This is a genomic window from Mesorhizobium sp. M5C.F.Ca.ET.164.01.1.1, from assembly GCF_004792125.1.
GTDB lineage: Bacteria > Pseudomonadota > Alphaproteobacteria > Rhizobiales > Rhizobiaceae > Mesorhizobium > Mesorhizobium wenxiniae.
Genome location: NZ_SRTG01000001.1, coordinates 1 through 20,355, shown reverse-complemented (window position 1 = coordinate 20,355; position 20,355 = coordinate 1). Strand labels below are relative to the sequence as shown.

The following is a 20,355-nucleotide window of genomic DNA, read 5'->3' as shown; positions in this document are numbered from 1 at the left end:
GGGGCCATTCCAGCGCACTGCCTGGCCCGCCAGCGATCGTGCGCCTAGATACTGCGGAAGCCTTTTTTTAACCGGTGCAGTTTCTCTACTTGCGTCGATGTAGATTCCGCAGTTATTAATGCGGCTCGGCGAGCGGGGTCGCAATAAGGCGAGTCAGACGTCATCCAGCAACTTGGTGCCGCAATCTAATGACCCTTATTGTGACCGCCTGCACGCTGCGGAAGCGGATTGCCCCGCTCGCTCAGCTTTGCGCGCGCGACCTTGGGCCGGGACGGATAAGGGAAGTGAGCAACGAGTGGCTTCGGCGTGTCCGGAGTGCCGCTCCAATGGCGCCTGCTTCGCGGCTCTATTGCGGACGAGGCTTTCAGGAAGCCATGCAGGCAGCCCGTGTGATCGGGGCGGCGCCCGTGATTGTATCGGCCGGGTTGGGCGTCGTCGACGGCGACGACTTACTGCCGTCCTATAACTTAACCATCACGGCGGGTTCGCCTAACGATGTCACTGCAAAGTCGGATCCACGCGCAAGCGCCAAAGCTTGGTGGATGCATTTAGTTGAGGGGCGACGCTCGCTGTTTGACCGCCTTCGCGCCGAAACAGGGCTGGTCGTGATAGCGTTGCCCAGGGCATATCTGACGATGATAGCGGATGATCTGACCGCACTCCCCAGTGCGCTCAAGCCCCGGATCCGGATCATTAGCGGTTCTGATGTAAGCGGCGTTTCTGACGATATAGCTGCCGCCCAAATGCCCTATGACGATCGGTTCGATGGCCGTAACAGTCCGAACCCAGGAACGCGCGCAGACTTTGCCTCTCGGGCTGCGCGCCACTTTATCGAGGTGGTGCTGAAGGCACGACCGTATGGTTCCGCATTCGAACACCAGGCGGATGTAGAGCGGCGGCTCGCTGGAAGTCTGCCGCGACCGCGGCCACTTCGAGCGCGAGTGTCGGACAAAGAGATTGCGATGCTGCTACGTCTTCACTGGGCCAGCACTCGCGGACAATCCACGCGGCTGCTTCGACTGTTGCGCGACGAAGTCGGTATCGCCTGCGAGCAGGGGCGGTTCGCTCGATTGGTCGCCGAGGTTAAGAGTGAGCAGGAGGCACCATGATGGACCGCGTAGAGTCGCTCGTGGTGCGCGCCGTAAAGACTCAGCAGGGCGAGGGTATCGATGTGTACGCCTTCTTCCTGTACGGATCAGATTTGTCGCGCGTGGCAGACATTAGCCGCATCCGCCGCGACGAGAACGAGTTGAAGGGCTTCCAACGCAAAGAGATCCGCGCTCACGTCAAAGAGATTGTCGAGTTCCTCGACAGTGGTGGCCCCGTCTTGTTTCCCAACGCGATCACTCTTGCACTATCGCTTGACGTAGAATTCGAGCCGTCTCGCGGACCGAAGCCGAAGGGTCTGATCGAACTCGCCAACACCGGCACCCTGTCGATCCCGGTTCGAGAGGAAGGCGATCGTGCAGCTTGGATCGTCGATGGGCAGCAACGCTCACTGGCGCTGGCGCAAGCTAAGAATAGCCGCATCCCCGTGCCTGTTGTTGGATTTGTATCGAGGGACGTTCAATTGCATCGCGAACAATTCATTCTCGTCAACAAGGTTAAACCGCTCGATCCGCGTCTAATTAACGAACTGCTCCCTGAAGTTGGGACGCTGTTGCCTCGAGATCTCGCCGCTAACAAGCTCCCGAGTGAACTTTGCAATCTATTGAACAGGCAGCAGAAGTCGCCTTTCCTTCGCCTGATCAAGCGCCCTTCGGACCTTGAAGGCACAGCCGCGGTCGTGACTGACACAGCAATAGTCGACGCCATAAAGCAGAACCTAAAGCCGCCCATGGGCGCACTCAGCCCATACAAACGCGGTGGCGAAGATAGCGAGCCGGATGCGATGTTTAACGCGTTAGTCCTCTATTGGACGGCTGTTCGCGAAATTTTCCCGGAAGCCTGGGGGCGACCGTCAACTGAGAGCAGGCTTATGCACTCTGCCGGCATACGGGTGATGGGGGCCTTAATGGACCCCATCATGTTGCGCGCCGACAGTTCGGCAACGCCTGAGGTGGAGGTCCGCGAGTCGCTGCGCCGGCTGGCGCCATACTGTTGCTGGACAGAGGGGGTTTGGGAAGAGCTTGGTTGGCGCTGGAATGAGGTGCAAGGCACGCCGCAACACATCGCGAAGCTCGCGGATTACCTGATCCGAAAGGATCGAGAGCTGTCCCGGCCGTCGCGATGAAATTCATCTTTGCAGACAGCCTCGACCACGTCGATCCGCGATATGACTTCATCCGCGATCGCTATGCTGCAGGCCGCACACCGTATTGGGACGATGTTTATCCGCACGAGATCATGGGATATGCCCCTTACGACGGGGTATTGGTTTCACGCGGCATCGTCGGTGGAGCTGCGGTTGGCGGGAAATACACCGAGGCGCAGGCCATGCGTTTCCGTCGGGTAGGCGCGCGAACGTTCCTTCGATTGGACACGCCTGAATTCGCTCATTTGCCGATTTTTGGTGATTGCGGCGCCTTCACCTATCACAAGGAAGAGTTGCCACCTTACACGCCAGAGGACACTGCTGAATTTTACGATGATGGAAGATTTACGCATGGCTGCTCGGTCGATCACATCATCTTCGATTTCGACCAGGACCTTGTCGGCACGTCCGGCGGGACTGAGGAGGCGCGGAGGCGGCTCGACATTACCTTAGAGAATGCCGAAGCCTTTCTTCGAGCGACGCGACAGATGTCCAATCGGTTTACCGCGCTCGGGGTGATCCAAGGGTGGTCGCCCGGCAGTATGGCAGATGCTGCCCGTCGCCTCGTGGCGATGGGTTATGACTATCTGGCGGTGGGGGGAACCGTTCCTCTTAAGTCACCTCAGATCAAGGCATGCCTGCGCGAAATTCGAGAAGCAATCCCTGCTACCGTGCGCTTGCATATCCTAGGATTCGCCAAGGCCGATGAGATCGAAACGTTCGTGCCGTTCGGGGTCACCAGCTTCGATACCACGTCGCCGCTGATCCGGGCATTTAAGGACGCGAAGGTGAATTACTACCTTCCCGGATCGGACGGAAAGCTAACCTACTATACTGCTATTCGCGTCCCCCAGGCCGTGGAGAACCCCAAGCTCCAGCGATTGGCGAAGCGCGGGGCACTGAACCAGGAGCGTCTCGTCACGATGGAGCGGACTGCACTCGCAGCACTCCGGGCTTTCGACCGGGAGGAGGCCGCGCTGGACGAGGTTCTGGAGGCTGTACTCGCCTACGCGGTGCCAGCCGTAATGGGTGCCCCTTTGGAGCATTTGCCGGGCGTGCAGTCCATTGACCAACTACGAGCGCGATATCGCCGAACCCTGACTGATCGGCCCTGGACGCGTTGCGCCTGTCCGATCTGTCAGGCGCTGTCCATTGAAGTCATCATCTTTCGAGCCAGCAATCGAAACAAGCGGCGCGGCATTCACAACCTCGGGGTTTACGAGCAGTTGGTTGCACGCCTTCCCATCAACGAGCGAATTCAATGACCATCCTAACCTACCCGGCCATCAGAGCACGTCAGAGCGAAACGCACACGGTGCTTTCCTTCGCTGCGAGGGCGTCCGAACTAATGCAATTTGCAACGATCGACCGGGTGGCGCGGGACGCCACTGGGCAGTTGCGCGGGTTCCAACGTCCGCAAATTGCAGGTCATATTAGGGAAATCCGCGACTACTTGGAGAAGGCTGACGCGATCCTCCCAAATCCAATAGTCGTTGCCTTCACAAGCGGCATCACCGTCAACGGTCCTCTCAAAGAGGGACCTTGTACCGTTGAGATCGACATTGACCATGGCCCGCTCGGACTGGTCGTGGACGGTCAACAGCGTCTGACTGCGTTGTCCCAGGTTGAAGGTAAGGACTTTCAGGTCCTTGTCTCGGCCGTCGTCTGCGCCGACGACGAGGAGCTCCGCCGGCAGTTCGTGCTTATCAACAATACTCGCCCGCTCCCGAAGTCGCTGATTTATGAACTGCTGCCGACGGTCGAGGGTTTGCCGCGTCGCCTTAGCGATCGTTCTTTGGCCGCGGACCTCGCTGCTCGGTTGAACTATGACGAGCGATCCTCTCTGCGCGGGTTGATACATCAGCATACGAATCCCGACGGAATAATTCGCGATACGGCAATCCAGCGAGTGGTCATCAATTCGGCCAGCGATGGTGTGATGCGCGAACTTTTACGTCGAAGGAACGGGCATGATCAGTGTTTCGATCTCATCAGCGAGTTTTACCGCGCCGTGCAGACCGTGTTCCGGGACGAATGGCGTGGGCACGCACCCAAATCCTCCCGCCTGGTTCATGGCGCAGGCATTATGGCGATGGGCTATGTAATGGAGGTGTTGGCGCTTTTAGACGGTGCACGAACTGGAGAAGACTTCTCTAAGGGTCTCCGATGCTTGGTGGGGAAAACCGCTTGGACATCCGGCAAATGGGATTTCGGCGGCGGAGATCGACGACATTGGAAGGCAATTCAAAATGTCAACCGCGACATCGTTACTCTCGCGCAGTACCTCATCGGCATTGTTCGTTCCGACGTAAAAATACGCAGAAGCTCTCGAGCTGGCGTCATCGGTCTGATCGAGACGACCGGTTAGTACCATGACATACGCTATCAAAGAGATATTCATGACCCTCCAAGGGGAGGGGGCAAGAACGGGGCGCGCAGCCGTATTCTGTAGATTCGCGGGATGCAATCTCTGGTCGGGGCGTGAGCGGGATCGAGCATCCGCGGTCTGCCGGTTTTGCGATACCGATTTTGTCGGCATGGACGGTCTTGGCGGCGGCCGGTTCGTCGATGCGGAAGATTTGGCACGTGCGATCGCGAATACGTGGGGGTCCGGAGAGCGTCACCGGTATGTCGTGTTTACGGGCGGCGAACCGCTGCTGCAGTTGGATGCATCCTTGGTGGAAGCCGTGCGCCGACAGGGATTTGAGATAGCTCTCGAGACCAATGGCACGTTGCAGCTGCCTTCGTCGCTGGACTGGGTTTGTGTAAGTCCGAAGGCCGGCGCGCCGCTCACGCTCGTCGGCGGTGACGAGTTGAAGCTTGTCTATCCCCAAGACGGGCTTGACCCCGAGGTCTTCTCGGGGCTCGCATTCAGTCATTTCTTTCTGCAGGCCATGGACGGAGCAAAGAGAGATGCAAATGTCCAGGCGGCGATCGCCTATTGTCTCGCAAATCCCCAGTGGCGCCTGAGCCTGCAGACCCACAAATTGCTCGGCATCCCGTAAAGAGAGATCGCATGAAAATTGTTCAGGGCTTCACTTTCGAGGCTGCACACCGGCTGCCCAATGTGCCGTCAACCCATCGCTGCCATCGCATGCATGGCCATTCGTATCGTGTTGAGTTGACGCTGCAGGGACCCGTCGATCCTGTGACTGGGTTCGTCGTCGATTTCTTCGATGTCGAGGCGGCTTTTGAGCCCGTACTACGGCAATTGGATCACCACACGCTCAACGAGGTGAAAGATCTCGAAAACCCGACCGCGGAGCTGATCTCCATATGGATCTGGGACAGACTGAAACCGAGTTTGGGAAATCTCACGCAAGTTAAGGTGTTCGAGACGCCATTTTGCTGGGCGGAGTACGACGGATCATGAAGTCATCAACCGACGAAGGCGCGCTTGTTCTGTTCTCCGGTGGACAGGATTCGACTACCTGCCTTGCTTGGGCGCTCGATCGCTTTGCGCGTGTCGAGACGCTGGGCTTCGACTACGGCCAGCGTCACCGTGTCGAACTGGACCAGAGGGTGCAGCTACGCAGGGGCATTAAGGCGCTAAAGCCGGTGTGGGCAGAACGGCTCGGCGACGATCACACGCTCGACCTGTCTGTGCTCGGCCAAGTCTCCGAAACGGCATTGACTCGGGAGATGTCGATCGAGGTCTCAGCTTCGAGCTTGCCGAATACCTTCGTTCCAGGCCGGAATATCGTTTTCCTTACGTTTGCGGCCGCATTGGCGTACCGGCGAGGCCTCAAGCACATCGTTGGCGGCATGTGTGAGACAGACTATTCGGGTTATCCCGACTGTCGAGATGACACCATCAAGGCGGTGCAAGTTGCGCTCAACCTTGGTATGGAACGGCGCTTCGTTCTCGAGACACCACTCATGTGGATAGATAAAGCCGCGACGTGGCGGTTGTCAGCAGAACTGGGCGGCAACGAGCTAGTCGAGTTGATCCTCGAGGAGAGCCACACGTGCTACCTCGGAGCGCGCAATCATCGCCATCCCTGGGGCTATGGCTGTGGAAGTTGTCCGGCTTGCGAGTTACGAGCAAGCGGCTTCGATCGGTTTAAGGCTGAGCGAGTTGATATGGAGGGGGATACCTGAGTGACAAATTCAGATCAAAGACGGTACGTTGAGGGGGGACTTTTCCTAGCTGGTTTCGCGGCCTGCATCCCGTTGGCCAACTACTTTATCGGCCATGTTGGTACCGAGTGCTTGCCAAGCGGTCCGTGCGTCATACCCGTCGCGCCGGGCCTGACTGCCCCGAGCGGCGTTCTATTCGTCGGGCTCGCTCTGGTGCTCCGGGATTTGGTTCAAAGGCGTCTGGGATTGTGGTGGGCGGTGGCGGCTATCGTTGCCGGCGCGGCGCTTTCGACGACTTTCGCGCCACCGGCCCTCGTAGTGGCTTCCGTTGCCGCTTTTCTGTTGTCGGAAACAGCTGATTTGCTGGTGTTCACTCCGCTGCAGCGTCGCGGCCTTATACGGGCGGTCGTTGCCAGTAGCGTTGTTGGCTTGGTAGTAGATAGCGTTGTTTTTCTTACGTTGGCGTTCGGGTCCCTTCAATTTCTGCCCGGACAGATCGTAGGCAAGACGTTGATGGTGCTGATTTCAGTACCTGTCCTCGCGTGCTTACGCGCTCGTGACCGGCAACTGGGACTCCAGCCTCCATGGGAGACGACGGCCGGCGAGGAAACAGAAATCAGTGCGTGGTGTGCAATCTGGCATGCACTCACCAGACGATCTATCGCCTACTTTCCCCGCGTACAACAAGCCGATGGTTCGTGGACGACAGTTGGCGACGCCGAGTTGATCCAGAAGGCAACGACCGCGCTCACGGATCTCGCGCCCAACAGTGACGATTTGGACGGCCTACTCAGCCGTGCGCGTGAGAGTCTTGACGAAGTCAAAGCGCTCACCGACTACCAAGACGGCAAAGCCACACGCTTGCTCACCATTATTACATTTCTGAGCGCAATGTCCGGCCTTCTCTTCGGGAAGTTGGTCGACCTGTATCCGCTCCAGTCGTTACTGGCGAAACCTGAGGTCCCTTGGTGGCACCTGGCGCTCGTTTGTGTCGCCTATCTCGGCTTCGCCGCCTTCGCATTGTCGTCGATCTGTGGAGCTATGGTTACATTTCACGCCATCCGCGCCCGGTTTCGCTACCCCAAGACATCACAGGGTGGTCGCGCGAAGTCGTTCTTGTTTTACACTGGAATACTGGGGGTTCTGCCGGATGAGTGGGCAAGCTCGTTCGTCGCCACCGACGATCGGACCAAGTTAGCCGGCAATGTCAAGCTTCGCTACTTTCAGAATTACGTCGTGGAGAGCTACCTGATCGCCGCAAAAGTCGCTGACAAAGTGCGATACCTTGTGCCCGCCCAGGCGATACTGGCTATAGCAACGCGGGTGCTCTTGTTCTGGCTCTTGGCGTACGCGACCACCTTTGCGCTGGTGCCACCGTTGGATAAGACAGCGACTCCAATCCGGACGCCGACGCCGGAAAAATCGGGCCAAACGCAGTGACCGAGGAGGAGCATGACGGACGACGTATCGCGTTCGTCGATGCAGACAATACGCTGTGGGATACCGACGGCGTATTTGCTGTGGCGCAGTTGAATTTGCTGGAAAGCGTCGAGAGAGCTGTTGGGCACTCCACGGCTCGCTCGGATCGCCTCTCGTTTGTGCGCGGAGTCGATCAGGCACTAGCGGAACAACATCATTTGGGCCTTCGCTATCCGCCCCGCCTGTTAGCGATTGGGATCGCTTTTGCCCTTCGAGGCGACGAAGCTGGCACCGCGGCCAAGAGAGCTTGGGCAGAACGGTCGACGTCGAGCGGCATTGATCCCTCTTTGGTTGAACAGATTGAACGAGAATTTGTTCAGTACATCCGACGAATCCCGGACCTTCTTCCGGGGGTACGCAACGGTCTCCAGCGTCTATTTGATGGGGGGGTGCTGATCCTGGTACTAACGGAAGGTGCTAGGAATCGCGTCATCCAGACGGCAGATCAGCACGGATTAAACCAGTTTTTCGATAGGGTAGTCGAGGCGCCTAAGTCCGAACGATTGTTTCAACGTGTCCAGAAACTTGCGCGCGTGCGATTGCCGGCGTTCATGATCGGCGATCAACTCCAGCGCGACATCGCGCCCGCGAAGGCTGCGGGGCTTGTCACCATCTACATTCCAAGCCGTTTTCGACCGCAATGGGAACCTGATGAAGCCGCGGTTGGACCGGACTACCGCGTCGAGCAGTTTGACCAAGGGGCAGACATCATTCTGGCCACCAATCAGCAAGCAGGCTCTAGCCTAGGCCGGCCATAGGAAATCGACACCTACATAGGAGCAGCTTCACGCACGCTTTGCGTGAGTGACAGCTCGGGCCACCGCTGACCTGCGCTCAAATCTCATCCTGCACGGTGTCTTCTTCACCGATCTTGTTGCCTGTGCGCTGATAGCCTTCGCAAAAATAACGGAAGTCACATGCAGCACACGTCTTTGCGTCCTTGCAGTCATCTACCCAGGTCTGGAGGATGCTGACAGCCGTCTCTTCCAGTTGAACGCACGTCTCAATGCTGGCGACCGTTTGGTCGAACGCCCCGGTGGCGACGGTGATGCTCGCATCGTTGATAGGAATTACCCGGACGGCGCGGCTGAAAAGGAACTCGGGACTGAAATCAGCTCGAGCGCCAGGTCGCCAATTTTCCAGCATGCGCTTGTCGCTATCGCGGACTGCGGCGACATCCGTTCGACTTGCACGGAGGGCTGCCCGCAGTGCCAGGATATCGCCTTCGCCCGGCGCAAGCTCGTTGATGTAGACGAGAATACCAGCTGCGACTCTTCGGCTCCGCCGCTGTTCGTGGCGAAGCCAGGCATAGGTCTGCACCTGCCACTCGCCGTCGGTCCATTCGGCCGTTCCGGTATCCGGCCTGCGAGTGCCCTTGTAGTCGACGATGACCTCGAACTCGCCGTTCAGATCAGGGCATGCAGCTTGAACCGCGCGACGTATCAAATTGTCGGAGTCTGCGGTGCCGAGTTCGAGCTCGGTAAGCACGTCAATGACGCCGGTGAGAGCGTATTTTTCGGCGCGCTGTTGGCTGGTGAGTGAGCCGGGAATGTCCCGTGTGCCAATGACTCGCTCCTCAGCTTCGGCGATGAGTGGAAAGAGGTGGGGTCCAAGCATGTTGACGGCAGCCTCGGCGCGCCGATACGCGGCGAGCCGCGCTTTTCTACTGCGGGCACGCTTATTCTGATTGAACAGCGACTCCTCAACCGGCCAACCGAGGTATCGCAAATCGAAATCGGGCAAGCCCGGCTTCGGCGGCTCGATGGGGTCACTCAGCGCCAGCTGGGTGTAGGGGATGGGGAAGGGTAGGCCACCCCGGCTCTCCCAAAGCCGGTACACGTTCTCCAATAGACCGTGCATGAACTCGCCATACCAGAGCTGCACAGGCCGAGAGGGTGGGAGCGCACTCCCATTCTGATACCGGTACTGCCGGGCACACCTACGGAACGAGAGGAGATCGCCCGTCAGTGAGTACTCCGGGACGATCCGGTCTGGACGCTTGCGCGCGAGATGCATGTCAAATCCTGATGAATGGAAGAAGATCGGCATCGACGGGCGGCGGTCGAAGCCGCGGGTCGCTTACCCAAGCCCAACTTTCGTCTCGCCGCCAGAACTTGGCAACATTTTTTATGCTGGTTCGGAATTGTAAGCCCTGCTGACAACCAACCAACATAAGGAGGCTCTGCGGTCGACTATAAGCTACGTAGTAGAGCCGGATGAGGTCCTCGAAGGTTCGTTGCATTCCGCTTCTGCGTTGACGAGCAGGCCCCACCGGGGTTACGGCGGCGAGGTCGTCTTCCAACAGAACGACAGAACTTTCCTCATCGGGAAATCGTTTAAAACGTTGCGTACGGTGATTGGTCTTGAAGTCCGACGATACGTCGACGATCACCAAGGGAAACTCAAGCCCCTTCGCTTGATGGATGGTCATGATGTTGAGCCGGTCTCGAGGCACACTCGGCATGATCTCCTCATCCACCGCCACGAGATTTTCGGCTATAGGGTTGAGAACGTCGCGTATCGCGCCGTTTATTGAGCGAGTGCGATGCGGCTCGTCGCGCTGGATTGCCGCTTTGTAACCAGAGAAAGTCGATGCTGCGGCCACCGTTCGAGTGATCGCCTCCAAGTAGACCTGCGCTTCTGGGTCGTCTTGGAAACGAGAGAACCAGGGGAGGAAGGAGTAGCAGATATCCAGCACAGGCCATTCGGATTCACTGTCGCGACCGTGCACTGCAAAGCGGCGCCAGCGATCAACTTTGTCTGACAGCAAATCCCCACGAGGACCCCGCGAATTGAAGGTCAGCATACTCTGAGCGGCGACGCGCCATTGGTCCATAAAATCGTGGGCGTCATTGGTGAGGAACGCAGCCTGCTGCCCGACGCCGCGGGATCCGGGGCTGGGGGCTGGATCTATGCATTCGAGCACCAAGCCGAGGAATTGCTGCACAATGGGAATATCGCGAAGGGCCAGCCCACGAGGGTTGAAGACCTTCAGCCCGCGCGTCTCAAGCTCTTGGCGAAGGTGGAGTGGTAAGCGTTCCTTCCCTGGCTGCCCTCGGAAGGGGCGTCCCCGCTCATTCACAGTTGAGGCGAGCAAGACAGCATCGCCCAGGTCGCCACCCGGATCTGCGGGTAGGATGGGCTCAAGGAGCGTGTCTTCGTTGGAGAGCGGTATGCGACCACCCTGTCGGAAGACCCGGTGCAAAAAGTCGGCTAGATCCGCTGCCAGCGTCGCCGGATCGTCCCGAAACATGCCAATCACACCAATACCGGCATGGCCGGAAGTTGACACTACCCGCCGCTGAAGCGGGGACGGAAGAATGACCCGTGCCGGCTCAAAGTCCGGATCGTTCCCGATATGCTGGGAGAAGAATTCCACGATCTGCTCGGACGACCGATAGTTCTCTTCCAAACACACAAGTTGCGGTTCCCCGCATCCCAATTCGGCGCTGGCTCGCTCCCGAAAGTCGCGGAACAGTTCGATAGTGGCGCCTCGGAAGCGATACAGCGACTGGTCGTCATCACCCACAACGGTCATCGAGCAACCTGTGCGGAGCACCAACTCGAAATAAATCGCCTCTTGTAACGGGTTGGTATCTTGGTACTCGTCGACCAGAAGCATGTGAAGTGACTGCATGCTGCGGGGAAGCCTGCCTGCGACCAGACGATCCAGGAAGCGCTGCTCGAGCAGCGCGAAGTCCATTTGGTTGGTCCTCGATAGATGTGATTCGTAACGCTCTTTAATTCGGAGAATGGCCTGTCTGAACACTTTGTCGGTGTGGGGAGCGGCATAGCTGCTCAGGTTCACTCGGTCTTGCACTAGGCGATCGATTATCGTCCGGACGATCTCAGTCGCTTCGCCGTTGTTCCGCGTGGGGTCGCCGGAGAACCCGTAGCGTCCGAGATAAGCCTTAAAGGGGTCCCCTAGCTTCTGGAGTTCCGACCAAACTTCGCCTCTGCGATAAAGGACTGCTCGAGCGGCCGATGGTTCGAGGATGACAGGCGGGGCCTCGTTTGGCTCGCGCATGTCCCGCACCGCATCCTCGCAGATGCTGTCCAGCGTGCCGGCTATGTATCGGTTCACATCTACCTTGGTGAGGTGGCGCACATGCTCCTCGTCGCCCGCGTCTCGCGCCTTTGCGATCAGGTAGGCGCGCAAACTAGTCCCCCATTCAATTAATCGGGAGCGTATCTCTCGCCCGGCCTTCTCCGTGAAAGTCGTGATCAAGATGTCCTCGGGCGCGATGCCATCCACGAAAGTGAACCGCAGGGCGCGCAGCACGAGCGTAGTCGTCTTTCCCGTGCCTGGCCCTGCTACGACCAACAGGGGCACGCGGGGCCCAGCCTCAATCGCATCCCGTTGCCTCCTATTCGGCTGGTGGGTGGACAGCGCTGCCGAAACAACGGCAGCAAACTCCTCAAGGGCGGGTGCGGTACGGAACTCAAGCAAAACCGTGTCCTCCGACCCAAACGTACGCGAGGCCTTGCTGCAAATCGCACACCATAGCCTTACCGTGGCTTGCAAACGTTGATGGGGCGCTCGAAGGCGAAATTTTTGCAACGCCGCGCGCGGCAAGGTCATAGACCTCGGCCGGAGCCACTAGTTCTCGGACCCAAGACGCTGCGATAACTGCAGTTGCAAATTTGCCCATAGTCACGCCCCTGCCCGCGATGAACTAGAAAAACGTCGACTTTTCAGTGCCCAGTTGGGGCATGCACAAAGCGCATGCGTCAAGAATCCCCAAAAAGTATCGCGTCTCTCTCAGCGCTTTCAGAACTTCTGGCGGATTTTGAACCCAAGCAATCACCGACCCAAATCGCGACAAACGACTTCATAGCTTGCCGTGACCATTATGTGCTTGATTCGTTTAGATAAGGGTAGCCCGAGTCTTAATCTCCAAGCACTTGCTTGGTGCCTGACACTCATTTGGTGGCTGCATGTTGAGGAAGCGCTGCCAAAACCCTTCGGTGACCGGTTCAACAGGCTACATCTGCTGACGATTTGGGGGATTAGAGTTGCGTCCGGTGAATCCCCGAGCCTTGCGAGGATTGGTGCCTATGGCATTATCCTAGATCTCAACTGGGGCGGGATATGGAAAACCAATTTACTGATCGGCGTCCAATTATCGCCTACGCGGATGCCTTGCAGTTGGTCGCGACCAACAATTGGCAGTTCGATACCGATTTACACCGGTTGCCTGGCGAAGCCCACGCGAAGCTCGTGCGGGCCGATCCCTCTTTCGCAACGGCTCAGGTTCCTCATGGGCCACGAGTTTTAGAAGCGATGGCCGGCTTCCATGAGACACTGACAGAAAATTTCGAGTCGAAGGCGCTCCAGGAACCTCCCGCCCGCTTCAACGGCCGTCTGCTGATGCATGTGCGGATTAGTCATAACGCAGTTTTTCGCGTCTCACCTGCCATTTTAGACAGCATGTTTGGTGTTGCAGGCATTGCTGTCTTGGTTGCGAGCGCCCCATCTGCCGCGCTGCTGGGCGGAGGCCTAGCGATTTCAGTTGCGGAACTCGTGCGGAGGCTATCGGCACATTTCGTTAAGATACATGACCCCGTGGAAAAGGCTGTTTTTCAACAGGTTTGCGTCCTGGCTGCAAAGACAAGGGTCAACGACCCGGTAGCTTTGGAGGAAGGCCGATACGAAGAGGCCATAGGACCCGTTATTCCAGACCGACGTATGATCGTTGAAAGCCTGAAGGGAGAGTACCAAGAAGAATCGGTCGAACGTGCGATTAGCGACCTCGTTAACAAACAAGTCCTTCAAGAAGCCGCGGATCACAGGATTACGGTGGCCTTCTAGGTGCGATTATCTTTTCCCGCCAATGCTCGCCTATTGGCCTTAGGTTGTGCGAAGCGCAGGCAGCCACAATGGCAAACGACCAACGCACTTCAGCCCAGCTCACCCCAAAGCTTCCGAATGACCGGTTCGTACTCTGGCCTTGAACAGAATTGGCAGTCGGGGTGCCGCGGGCGCAGCGTTCGTCCCCGTGCGATTGGCAGGTTCCATGGATCGATCGACCAATAGTTCGTGGTGGCTGCTCCCGCAAACGACCTGAGCATCTCAACTGCCATCAGTACGCCGGCCCAGGCGGAGACGAACGCAAACGGTGCTAGCACCTGCCGGCCTTCGGGTGTCGCCAGCGCCTGCTCGGCACAGATCTGGCGAAACAAGGTGTCGAACGCGATGCCGATTAGCTCCGCCGCGGTGAATGAGGGATGCGTTCTCACTATCCGATGCGCGATGTCCTCGGTAATCAGACCGACACGCACATCCGCGATATCGACCCCAAGACCCTCCGCGATTGACCGTTCGCGCGCAAACTCCTCTGGGACATGCCGGTAGATGCAGGCCAGGCATGCGTGATCTGTTGGCAGGACGTTCGAGTGGACCACCACACCACGCACATCGGTGGTAGAGGCGTCGATAATGCGGTGAGGCACCTCAAGTTGGATTGACCGACGCGCGAGCCGACTGTCGACAGTTACGAAGGCCGTTTGCGGGGGATGACGAAGATCGCGGACAAGTGCCTTGAAATCGGTTACGTACGGCCGAATTGCCAGATTGGGAAACTCGGACTGGGCGCGCTCAGCGAGCGCCACGGCCTTGTCCCTCCCTACGTCCTCGTCCCGAAGGTACATGCAGCGATTCAAAATGCCGGCCTGAACCACTTTGGGGTCGACGATTGCCAAATCGCCACGGACGTTCAGATGCCGCGCGGCGCGAAGGAACCCGTGCGCTACAGCGCCAGCGCCGGCCATGACTGCGTCCTGCAGCTCAATCGACCCAGACAGCGCCCCCTTTGGAATCCCAAGTTGCGCATAATCGAGGCGCATAGGCAGCCGTACTGCGGGTAGCGCGGTATCGTCGATAACGACATACACCGCAGCCGCAGCAGCCGCACAGGCAGCAGCCGCGGCATGGAGACCATGAGGCTTATCGAAATGCCGCTCCGTGGGCAAAAGGGAGATGGCTGCATCGATTGCGCCAAGGTCCGCGTAAAGGCGCCTGGCTCCTGTGCGAGGAGCGCTAGAGCCTATGATCAACTCCAAATCGGGCGCCGTGTCATCGAGATCGAACTTGGCCTCGACCGTGCGCCCAAGGAGCTGACCGACCTCATAAGCCCAAGCCGACTTCCACCCGGGTTCGGTGGTTACGAGTACAGTACGCTTCAGCCGCTCGCTGGCTTCGACCTCGTTGACGCCTATGTGGGCGGCCAGCATTAGTGCGTTCTGCTGAGCGGCGGTGCTCATGCCGTTACCATCAGACGAGCATCGAGGCCCGAGTTCGAGCAGTGGTCCCAACCTCCGGCCGGCGAGTACTCGTACGTCATGACCTCCGTCAGGAAGTTCTCCGGGGTGGTCGTTGCGGCAAAGTGGGGGAGGACGAGCGAAAGCGCACCCACGTGCCGGATGATCGCCCACTTGGCGTCGACATCGGAATGGTAGGCGCGACCTGGATGGGTGTGGATCTGCGCTACGATCCGTCGCCGAGTAGACCTGAGATGATCCATGAGGGCCTGCATAGAGGCCGGCGGCAGTTTGAAGTAGTCGATGTCCGCAATCTGCTCAGGTTCGTATACCTCGATGATAGAAGCCGGCGTGCGCACGGCAGCGGTCGATAGCCACAGTACAACTCGCTCATGGCGGCATTCTCCGCCGCGCCTGAGAATGTTGATGGTCGTACGCAACATCTCGCGCGTGCATATTACGGCGCTCATCCGACGCTCCTCTTCCATGCCCGCCAGAGCTGGAGCACGATGCCGCCGAGGTCCATTCCGGACACACCGCGGTAGTTGTCCCAGAGGTCGGTCGTGTGGCTGGAGTGCACGTGATACTCGCGCGCACCCCGCATGCAGACAAACGGCCGCCCGGTATTCGGATGTGGGCCTCCGTTGAATACGCCACCACCATTCGGCGGTGCCGTATCCAAGTGCCTTCCCTTGCTGTCGAGAAGCTCGATTGCGGGGGGAAGCTCGTCCCATTCGGTACAGTTCAGGCGGAGCCTCAGCGGCGCGGCCGTGTTATGGTCAAAAAGAACGTCCAGGATTGGGAAGCTCGACTCAAGAATCGACCAGCGGTACATTTGGGCGGATCGTGGATCGATGCGCCCTATGTCGCGGTCGAACGCCGCACGGGAAAGCGCTTCAAGCACCGCCGCCTCCCTCGCGCGCACCCCATTCAAGCGCGACCTGCCCGACCAAACCAGCCTCGGCGAGGGTCTGCGTCGGGCTTACGTCGTGACCGGCGACTGTGACGACCCAACCCTCAGTGCCGGTGAGATGGAGTTTGCGCGCCGCATCGGCGAGCACCTGAGTGATCGGAGTTGAGGCCGGGTAGCGCTTAGCTCCCTCGGCGGGGAAGGTGCCCGCCGTGGTAACTACCGTTACGAGCACCTTGTCGGGATGCGCGTCTTTGCGGGAGACGACATCCTCGACGCCGTTTTCACCGAACGACAGCAACCCGCCGTGGCGAAGCACCGTGTCCGGCTCCTCCTCGCGCTCGAGAACCCAATGGTGCCCGTCGAGGGGAGGCCAGATCGACAGGAATTCATCAACCTCGATATCGTCGGTGCCCCATACCTGACCAACTTCATCGACGGTGAAGCCATAGGTGCGGTCCGATAGGAAGGCGCGCAGGATGCCGCCCCTTTCCTTCTTGAGGTCAATGTCGTCGTCGGTGCCGATCAGATGGGTTCGGCGATCGCGGACCAAGATGAGTTGGTGCTCGCTCGCGGGCACGTTGCCCGAATGCGTGAGTGCTTCGCGGCCGGTAATGACGTTGTCCGAGAACTCCACGTCGATTCCATTGACCGGGTAGTTAACGCCGCGAGTGCGGCCTTCCATTTCCACTACTTTGTTCATCGCTATTCTCCGTATGGCCGGGGCTCTTGCAGCCAGACTCTTGACGTCAGACTTGTTTGGACTATTCTTTGATTCGAGTCCCGATGTGGACTGGTCTATATCGGGACCGGTCTGCCAGTCAAGTCCATTTTTAGACAGGAGGAGTTTGATGCATGTTGAAGCACCCGCCGCCCGGCAGGGCGCTGGGCAACCTACGATTCCGGTCGAGCTAGAGGCGTTTTTCGCCGTCGCAGAGAAGTGGCACCTTTCGACCGAAGAACAGATCACCTTACTCGGATCCCCGGGGAGATCGACCTTCTTCAAGTGGAAGAAGGAGGGCGGAACGCCGCCCCCCGACACCCGGGAGCGAGTCTCCCACATGCTCGGGATCTGGAAATCTTTGCGCATCCTTTTCACGCAGGACGAGCGTGGTGAGGCTTGGGTGCGTGCAAAGAACCGGTACTTTGACGGCGCTAGCGCTCTCGACGTTATGCTTGAGGGCATGTCGGGCATCATTCGCGTAAGGAGATACCTCGATGCCCAGCGTGGCGCTTGAGAACGCTCCTTTGGTGAAGTGGTCCGGAGACGCGTTCCGGCTCATCCCGTCCCGCTTTCCTCCAGTCAACGTCTATGAGGGGTTGATCAACAGTGATCGGCAGGACGAGATCGTCTCTCTTGAGAACCTCACCAACCCCAGACTTCGCTCCCTCGACCGGCTGAAACAGGCGACGCAGGGCGACGCCAGTGCGGACCCGCGGCTCCAGAATTGGAACCTTGCGCCGTTCGCATACGGTAACCCCGATGGCACTACGTTCTTTGGTGAGGACCGGCCGTGCCTTGAGATCGCATTTGAGCGGCAAACGGCTTTGGCGGTATCCGTCGCAAAGCGGGAAACCTTCCTAAAGGCGACTGAGGAGGCGTCAATCGGGCTTGACATGCGGATGCTATGCACCCCAGTCAACGGCACCTTGTGGGATCTTCGCGATATTGAAGGGTTGCCTGCTGGGCTGGACGAGAAGCGGCGGCGCGAGATCGGGGCCAAGATGCCGGAGGGCGCCCAGGGCATCCTCTTCCGTCCCGTCGAGCGGCCGGCCGGCATTTGCCTCGCCATAGTGACGGGAGACGTCTTGGAGCGATCTCGGCAGACGGTGCACTTTCGCTACGTGTGGGACGGGAAGCGCATCTCGATCCTTTATGCCTTCGATAATGAGGGAGTTCGTATCGAGGCGTCGGCGCTGGCAGGCGAAGACGACGTTCTCGCCGCAGCCTAAGCAAAGTCACAGAGCGCCTGCCGACCAGCCGTTGAGCCGTACGAAATCGTGGAAGCTGCAACCAGGCGCCAGGCATACGACACTCGGCAACACCCTTCCATCCGCAGCAATCGAGTGTCTACGCAGTGACACTCCATGACCGTTCGAACAGGTGAGCTCTGCTTTGAAGGTGGCGCGCGTCCGCGCGTTACATGCCTTCCACATAAGAGGGGGCGGCCGTCCAGCATTCTTCCAACACTCTAATCCGATGACCGGCCGCCACCCGCCCAGAGGTTCCACTGGTTCGGACTTCGACAGTCCGAGCATCCGGAGAAGAACATTGATCGCGCCTTTGAATGATATCACTGGCGTCTTCCTACCCGAGCTAGCTGGCTGCGCTGCTCTGCCAAACGCTCCATATTCGTGAACCGTAGCAGAGTTTCCGCTAAGACCTATTCGGCCTCCAGAATGCCGGTACGCCTCTGGCTGAGCCCACGTCAACTGCGTCCGGAGCGCGGAGGCGGTCCAATGTGCTTGAGGGTTTGCCCGGCTCAAGCAAGCGCGCCTGACGCAACGCCGCCAGATCAGCCGAGCCGGTGCAGAAGCAGGCGACGGCCAACTGGCGGATGACGATCTCGAAATGCGCGACAACCGCCTCGGTGGACACTGTCGCCGCGCCCAGCACGCTGGCCGCCTGCCCGGCGATGTCCGCGCCCAGGCGGATGGCCTTGGCCACGTCGACGCCGTCGCGGATTCCGCCCGACGCGATCAGCTTCACCGTGGGCAGTGCCCGACGTACCGCCTGCACGCTGGCCGGGGTCGGAATCCCCCAATCGGCGAACGCCATCGCCACTGCACGGTCGGCGGCATTGCGGGCGCGCTCGCCCTCCACCGCGGCCCAACTGGTGCCGCCGGCGCCGGCGACATCGATCACCGCCACGCCCGCCTCGACGAGCGCACAGGCCACCGTGGCGGACAGGCCCGACCCCACCTCCTTGGCCACTATCGGCACGCCCACGCTGCGCGCGGCGCGAGCGATCTGCGCCAGGACGCCGCGCCAGTCGCGGTCGCCCTCCAGCTGTACCGCTTCCTGCAGCGGATTGAGATGGACGATGAGTCCATCGGCCTCCAGCGCATCCACCGCCCGGCGCGCCAGGTCCAGGCCGTCGGCCTCGCGCAGTTGCGCGGCGCCGATATTGGCCAGCAAGGGAATGTCTGGGGCCAGGCGGCGCAGCGCGCGCGTCAGCCCCTGGGAGTTGCGGGATTGCAGGCTCACGCGCTGCGAACCGACGCACATGGCGATCCCCAAGGCTTGCGCTGCCTCGCTCAGATGCCGGTTGATGGCCTCGGCGCGTGGCATGCCGCCGGTCATGGAGCTGATCAGCAGCGGCGCGCGCATGGTCTTGCCCAGCAGCGAGGCGCGCAGGTCGATCTGCGTCAGGTCCAACTCGGGCAATGCGCAGTGTTCGAAACGGATGTACTCCCAGCCGGCGGCGACCGTGGCCGGCGCCGTTCGCCGATCCAGCACGATGTCCAGATGGTCGTTCTTGCGCCGGCTCAGGGCGCTGTCGCTCATGCTCGCTCCAGCCGTCGCATCGGGCGACGGCGTTGCGTCGGATCGGACCGACGGCAGCGCGCGCACGCCGCCGCCTCCCGCGCGTTCAGGCCGGCGCACGCTGGCCTCCCCCCGCAGCGTCGCTGCGGTAGCGGCTGGTCGAGGTCTGGTAGTACTGCGCGCGGATGGCCGCCATGGCCTCGATCAACGGTCCCCACGGCGCGGGAAAGCGTTCTTGCGCCATCACCCGGTGCAGCATGCGCGTATGGCCGGCCAGCTCGTCGTTGAGGAACTCCACCACAGGCATAGCCGGATAGCGCTGCAGCAGCAGGATCGCCGCGTTGTCGGCCCCGCCGGCCGACCTGTCCTTGTCGCGTCCATGCAGATCGTTCTGCAGGCGCCCTATCGCGGAGATGAGCCGCAGGACTTGGCGAAACGCCGGACGCGCGCGCAAGGTTGCCATGTCCAGCCCCCACAGCAACGACAGGCAACAGAACACGTTCGCGTAAGCGATCGAATCGATGCCATTGTGCAGGTACTCGGCGTAGGACCAGCGTTCCGCCCCTGCCTCCTGCGCGTGTCCGGCGCGCAGCGCCGCGCAGTAGCACCGGGTATCTTCGAGAAGCCGAGCATAGTCGCGACGATCGTAGGCGAGCGCAGCCAGCGAAGCGCGCAGCTGAGCGCAGCCCTCGAATCCGGGGAGCGCGCACGGCACGCCCTTCCCCAGCGCCTGCTCCACCGCGGCGAGCTGCTCCGGCGCGATCAGGCCAAGGTCGTTGCAATCGTCGAGCCAGAACAGCAGCGCCAGTTCGCGATAGAACGCCACGATCAGCGTTTCGTCCTGCGGATCGCGGCCGGTGCGGGCGCTGGTGTCGCGCAGGCTCG

Annotated in this window: 20 protein-coding genes; 12 read left to right on the top strand and 8 right to left on the bottom strand. The window is 59.8% G+C overall.

Annotation, left to right across the window (positions count from 1 at the left end):
• Window positions 1-326: 326 nt before the first annotated feature.
• From EN807_RS00105 to EN807_RS00065, 9 genes are all read left to right on the top strand, one after another.
• A complete protein-coding gene (locus EN807_RS00105; protein ID WP_127209556.1) occupies window positions 327-1,109 on the top strand; it encodes a hypothetical protein in 783 nt (260 codons plus the stop codon).
• Complete coding sequence (gene dbpB, locus EN807_RS00100) at window positions 1,106-2,233, top strand: DGQHR domain-containing protein DpdB (RefSeq protein ID WP_206523286.1); 1,128 nt, start codon at window positions 1,106-1,108, stop codon at window positions 2,231-2,233. The genes EN807_RS00105 and dbpB (EN807_RS00100) overlap by 4 nt, the downstream gene beginning before the upstream one ends.
• The gene (dpdA, locus tag EN807_RS00095; protein WP_127209557.1) at window positions 2,230-3,519 is read left to right on the top strand and encodes a tRNA-guanine transglycosylase DpdA; all 1,290 of its coding nucleotides are present in this window, start codon (window positions 2,230-2,232) and stop codon (window positions 3,517-3,519) included. Before dbpB (EN807_RS00100) ends, dpdA begins: the two co-directional genes overlap by 4 nt.
• A complete protein-coding gene (gene dbpB / locus EN807_RS00090) occupies window positions 3,516-4,622 on the top strand; it encodes a DGQHR domain-containing protein DpdB (protein ID WP_127209558.1) in 1,107 nt (368 codons plus the stop codon). Before dpdA ends, dbpB (EN807_RS00090) begins: the two co-directional genes overlap by 4 nt.
• A gap of 4 nt (window positions 4,623-4,626) precedes the next feature.
• Window positions 4,627-5,259, top strand: coding sequence for a 7-carboxy-7-deazaguanine synthase (queE, locus tag EN807_RS00085; RefSeq protein WP_127209559.1), 633 nt, complete (start codon window positions 4,627-4,629; stop codon window positions 5,257-5,259).
• Between the two features lie 11 nt (window positions 5,260-5,270).
• The gene (gene queD / locus EN807_RS00080) at window positions 5,271-5,627 is read left to right on the top strand and encodes a 6-carboxytetrahydropterin synthase QueD (protein ID WP_127209560.1); all 357 of its coding nucleotides are present in this window, start codon (window positions 5,271-5,273) and stop codon (window positions 5,625-5,627) included.
• A complete protein-coding gene (queC, locus tag EN807_RS00075; protein WP_127209561.1) occupies window positions 5,624-6,355 on the top strand; it encodes a 7-cyano-7-deazaguanine synthase QueC in 732 nt (243 codons plus the stop codon). The genes queD and queC overlap by 4 nt, the downstream gene beginning before the upstream one ends.
• Window positions 6,356-6,427: 72 nt before the next feature.
• Complete coding sequence (locus EN807_RS00070) at window positions 6,428-7,774, top strand: VUT family protein (RefSeq protein ID WP_246683987.1); 1,347 nt, start codon at window positions 6,428-6,430, stop codon at window positions 7,772-7,774.
• The gene (locus EN807_RS00065; RefSeq protein ID WP_164759613.1) at window positions 7,771-8,571 is read left to right on the top strand and encodes an HAD family hydrolase; all 801 of its coding nucleotides are present in this window, start codon (window positions 7,771-7,773) and stop codon (window positions 8,569-8,571) included. Before EN807_RS00070 ends, EN807_RS00065 begins: the two co-directional genes overlap by 4 nt.
• 76 nt (window positions 8,572-8,647) lie before the next feature.
• Here EN807_RS00065 and EN807_RS00060 read toward each other — a convergent pair whose 3' ends face one another.
• Window positions 8,648-9,829, bottom strand: coding sequence for a PD-(D/E)XK nuclease family protein (locus tag EN807_RS00060; RefSeq protein ID WP_127209564.1), 1,182 nt, complete (start codon window positions 9,827-9,829; stop codon window positions 8,648-8,650).
• Between the two features lies 1 nt (window position 9,830).
• Window positions 9,831-12,395 carry a UvrD-helicase domain-containing protein gene (locus EN807_RS00055; protein WP_135933422.1) on the bottom strand — a complete coding sequence of 855 codons (2,565 nt, stop codon included), beginning with the start codon at window positions 12,393-12,395 and terminating at the stop codon, window positions 9,831-9,833.
• 510 nt (window positions 12,396-12,905) lie between these two features.
• On the opposite strand from EN807_RS00055, the gene EN807_RS00050 reads away from it, so the two are divergent.
• Window positions 12,906-13,625: a hypothetical protein gene (locus tag EN807_RS00050; protein WP_127211024.1), complete on the top strand. Its 720-nt coding sequence runs from the start codon at window positions 12,906-12,908 to the stop codon at window positions 13,623-13,625.
• Window positions 13,626-13,714: 89 nt separating this feature from the next.
• Here EN807_RS00050 and EN807_RS00045 read toward each other — a convergent pair whose 3' ends face one another.
• From EN807_RS00045 to EN807_RS00030, 4 genes are read right to left on the bottom strand one after another with little or no spacing between them, the layout of a single operon-like run.
• Window positions 13,715-15,076, bottom strand: a complete 1,362-nt coding sequence (locus EN807_RS00045; protein ID WP_127211023.1) for a ThiF family adenylyltransferase — start codon at window positions 15,074-15,076, stop codon at window positions 13,715-13,717.
• Complete coding sequence (locus EN807_RS00040; protein ID WP_135933421.1) at window positions 15,073-15,543, bottom strand: Mov34/MPN/PAD-1 family protein; 471 nt, start codon at window positions 15,541-15,543, stop codon at window positions 15,073-15,075. The genes EN807_RS00045 and EN807_RS00040 overlap by 4 nt, the downstream gene beginning before the upstream one ends.
• Complete coding sequence (locus tag EN807_RS00035; RefSeq protein ID WP_127211021.1) at window positions 15,540-15,977, bottom strand: putative metal-binding protein; 438 nt, start codon at window positions 15,975-15,977, stop codon at window positions 15,540-15,542. The genes EN807_RS00040 and EN807_RS00035 overlap by 4 nt, the downstream gene beginning before the upstream one ends.
• Window positions 15,970-16,686, bottom strand: a complete 717-nt coding sequence (locus EN807_RS00030; protein WP_127211020.1) for a multiubiquitin domain-containing protein — start codon at window positions 16,684-16,686, stop codon at window positions 15,970-15,972. The genes EN807_RS00035 and EN807_RS00030 overlap by 8 nt, the downstream gene beginning before the upstream one ends.
• Before the next feature lie 148 nt (window positions 16,687-16,834).
• Between EN807_RS00030 and EN807_RS00025 the strand changes: the two genes are divergently transcribed.
• A complete protein-coding gene (locus tag EN807_RS00025; RefSeq protein ID WP_135933420.1) occupies window positions 16,835-17,221 on the top strand; it encodes an MbcA/ParS/Xre antitoxin family protein in 387 nt (128 codons plus the stop codon).
• Entirely contained in the window at window positions 17,202-17,936 is a 735-nt protein-coding gene (locus tag EN807_RS00020) for an RES family NAD+ phosphorylase (protein ID WP_127211018.1), read from the top strand. The genes EN807_RS00025 and EN807_RS00020 overlap by 20 nt, the downstream gene beginning before the upstream one ends.
• 424 nt (window positions 17,937-18,360) lie before the next feature.
• Here EN807_RS00020 and fni read toward each other — a convergent pair whose 3' ends face one another.
• Complete coding sequence (gene fni / locus EN807_RS00010; RefSeq protein ID WP_246683986.1) at window positions 18,361-19,491, bottom strand: type 2 isopentenyl-diphosphate Delta-isomerase; 1,131 nt, start codon at window positions 19,489-19,491, stop codon at window positions 18,361-18,363.
• Window positions 19,492-19,576: 85 nt separating this feature from the next.
• Window positions 19,577-20,355, bottom strand: a 779-nt coding sequence (locus EN807_RS00005) for a hypothetical protein (protein ID WP_135933419.1), incomplete at its 5' end; no start/stop codon positions are given.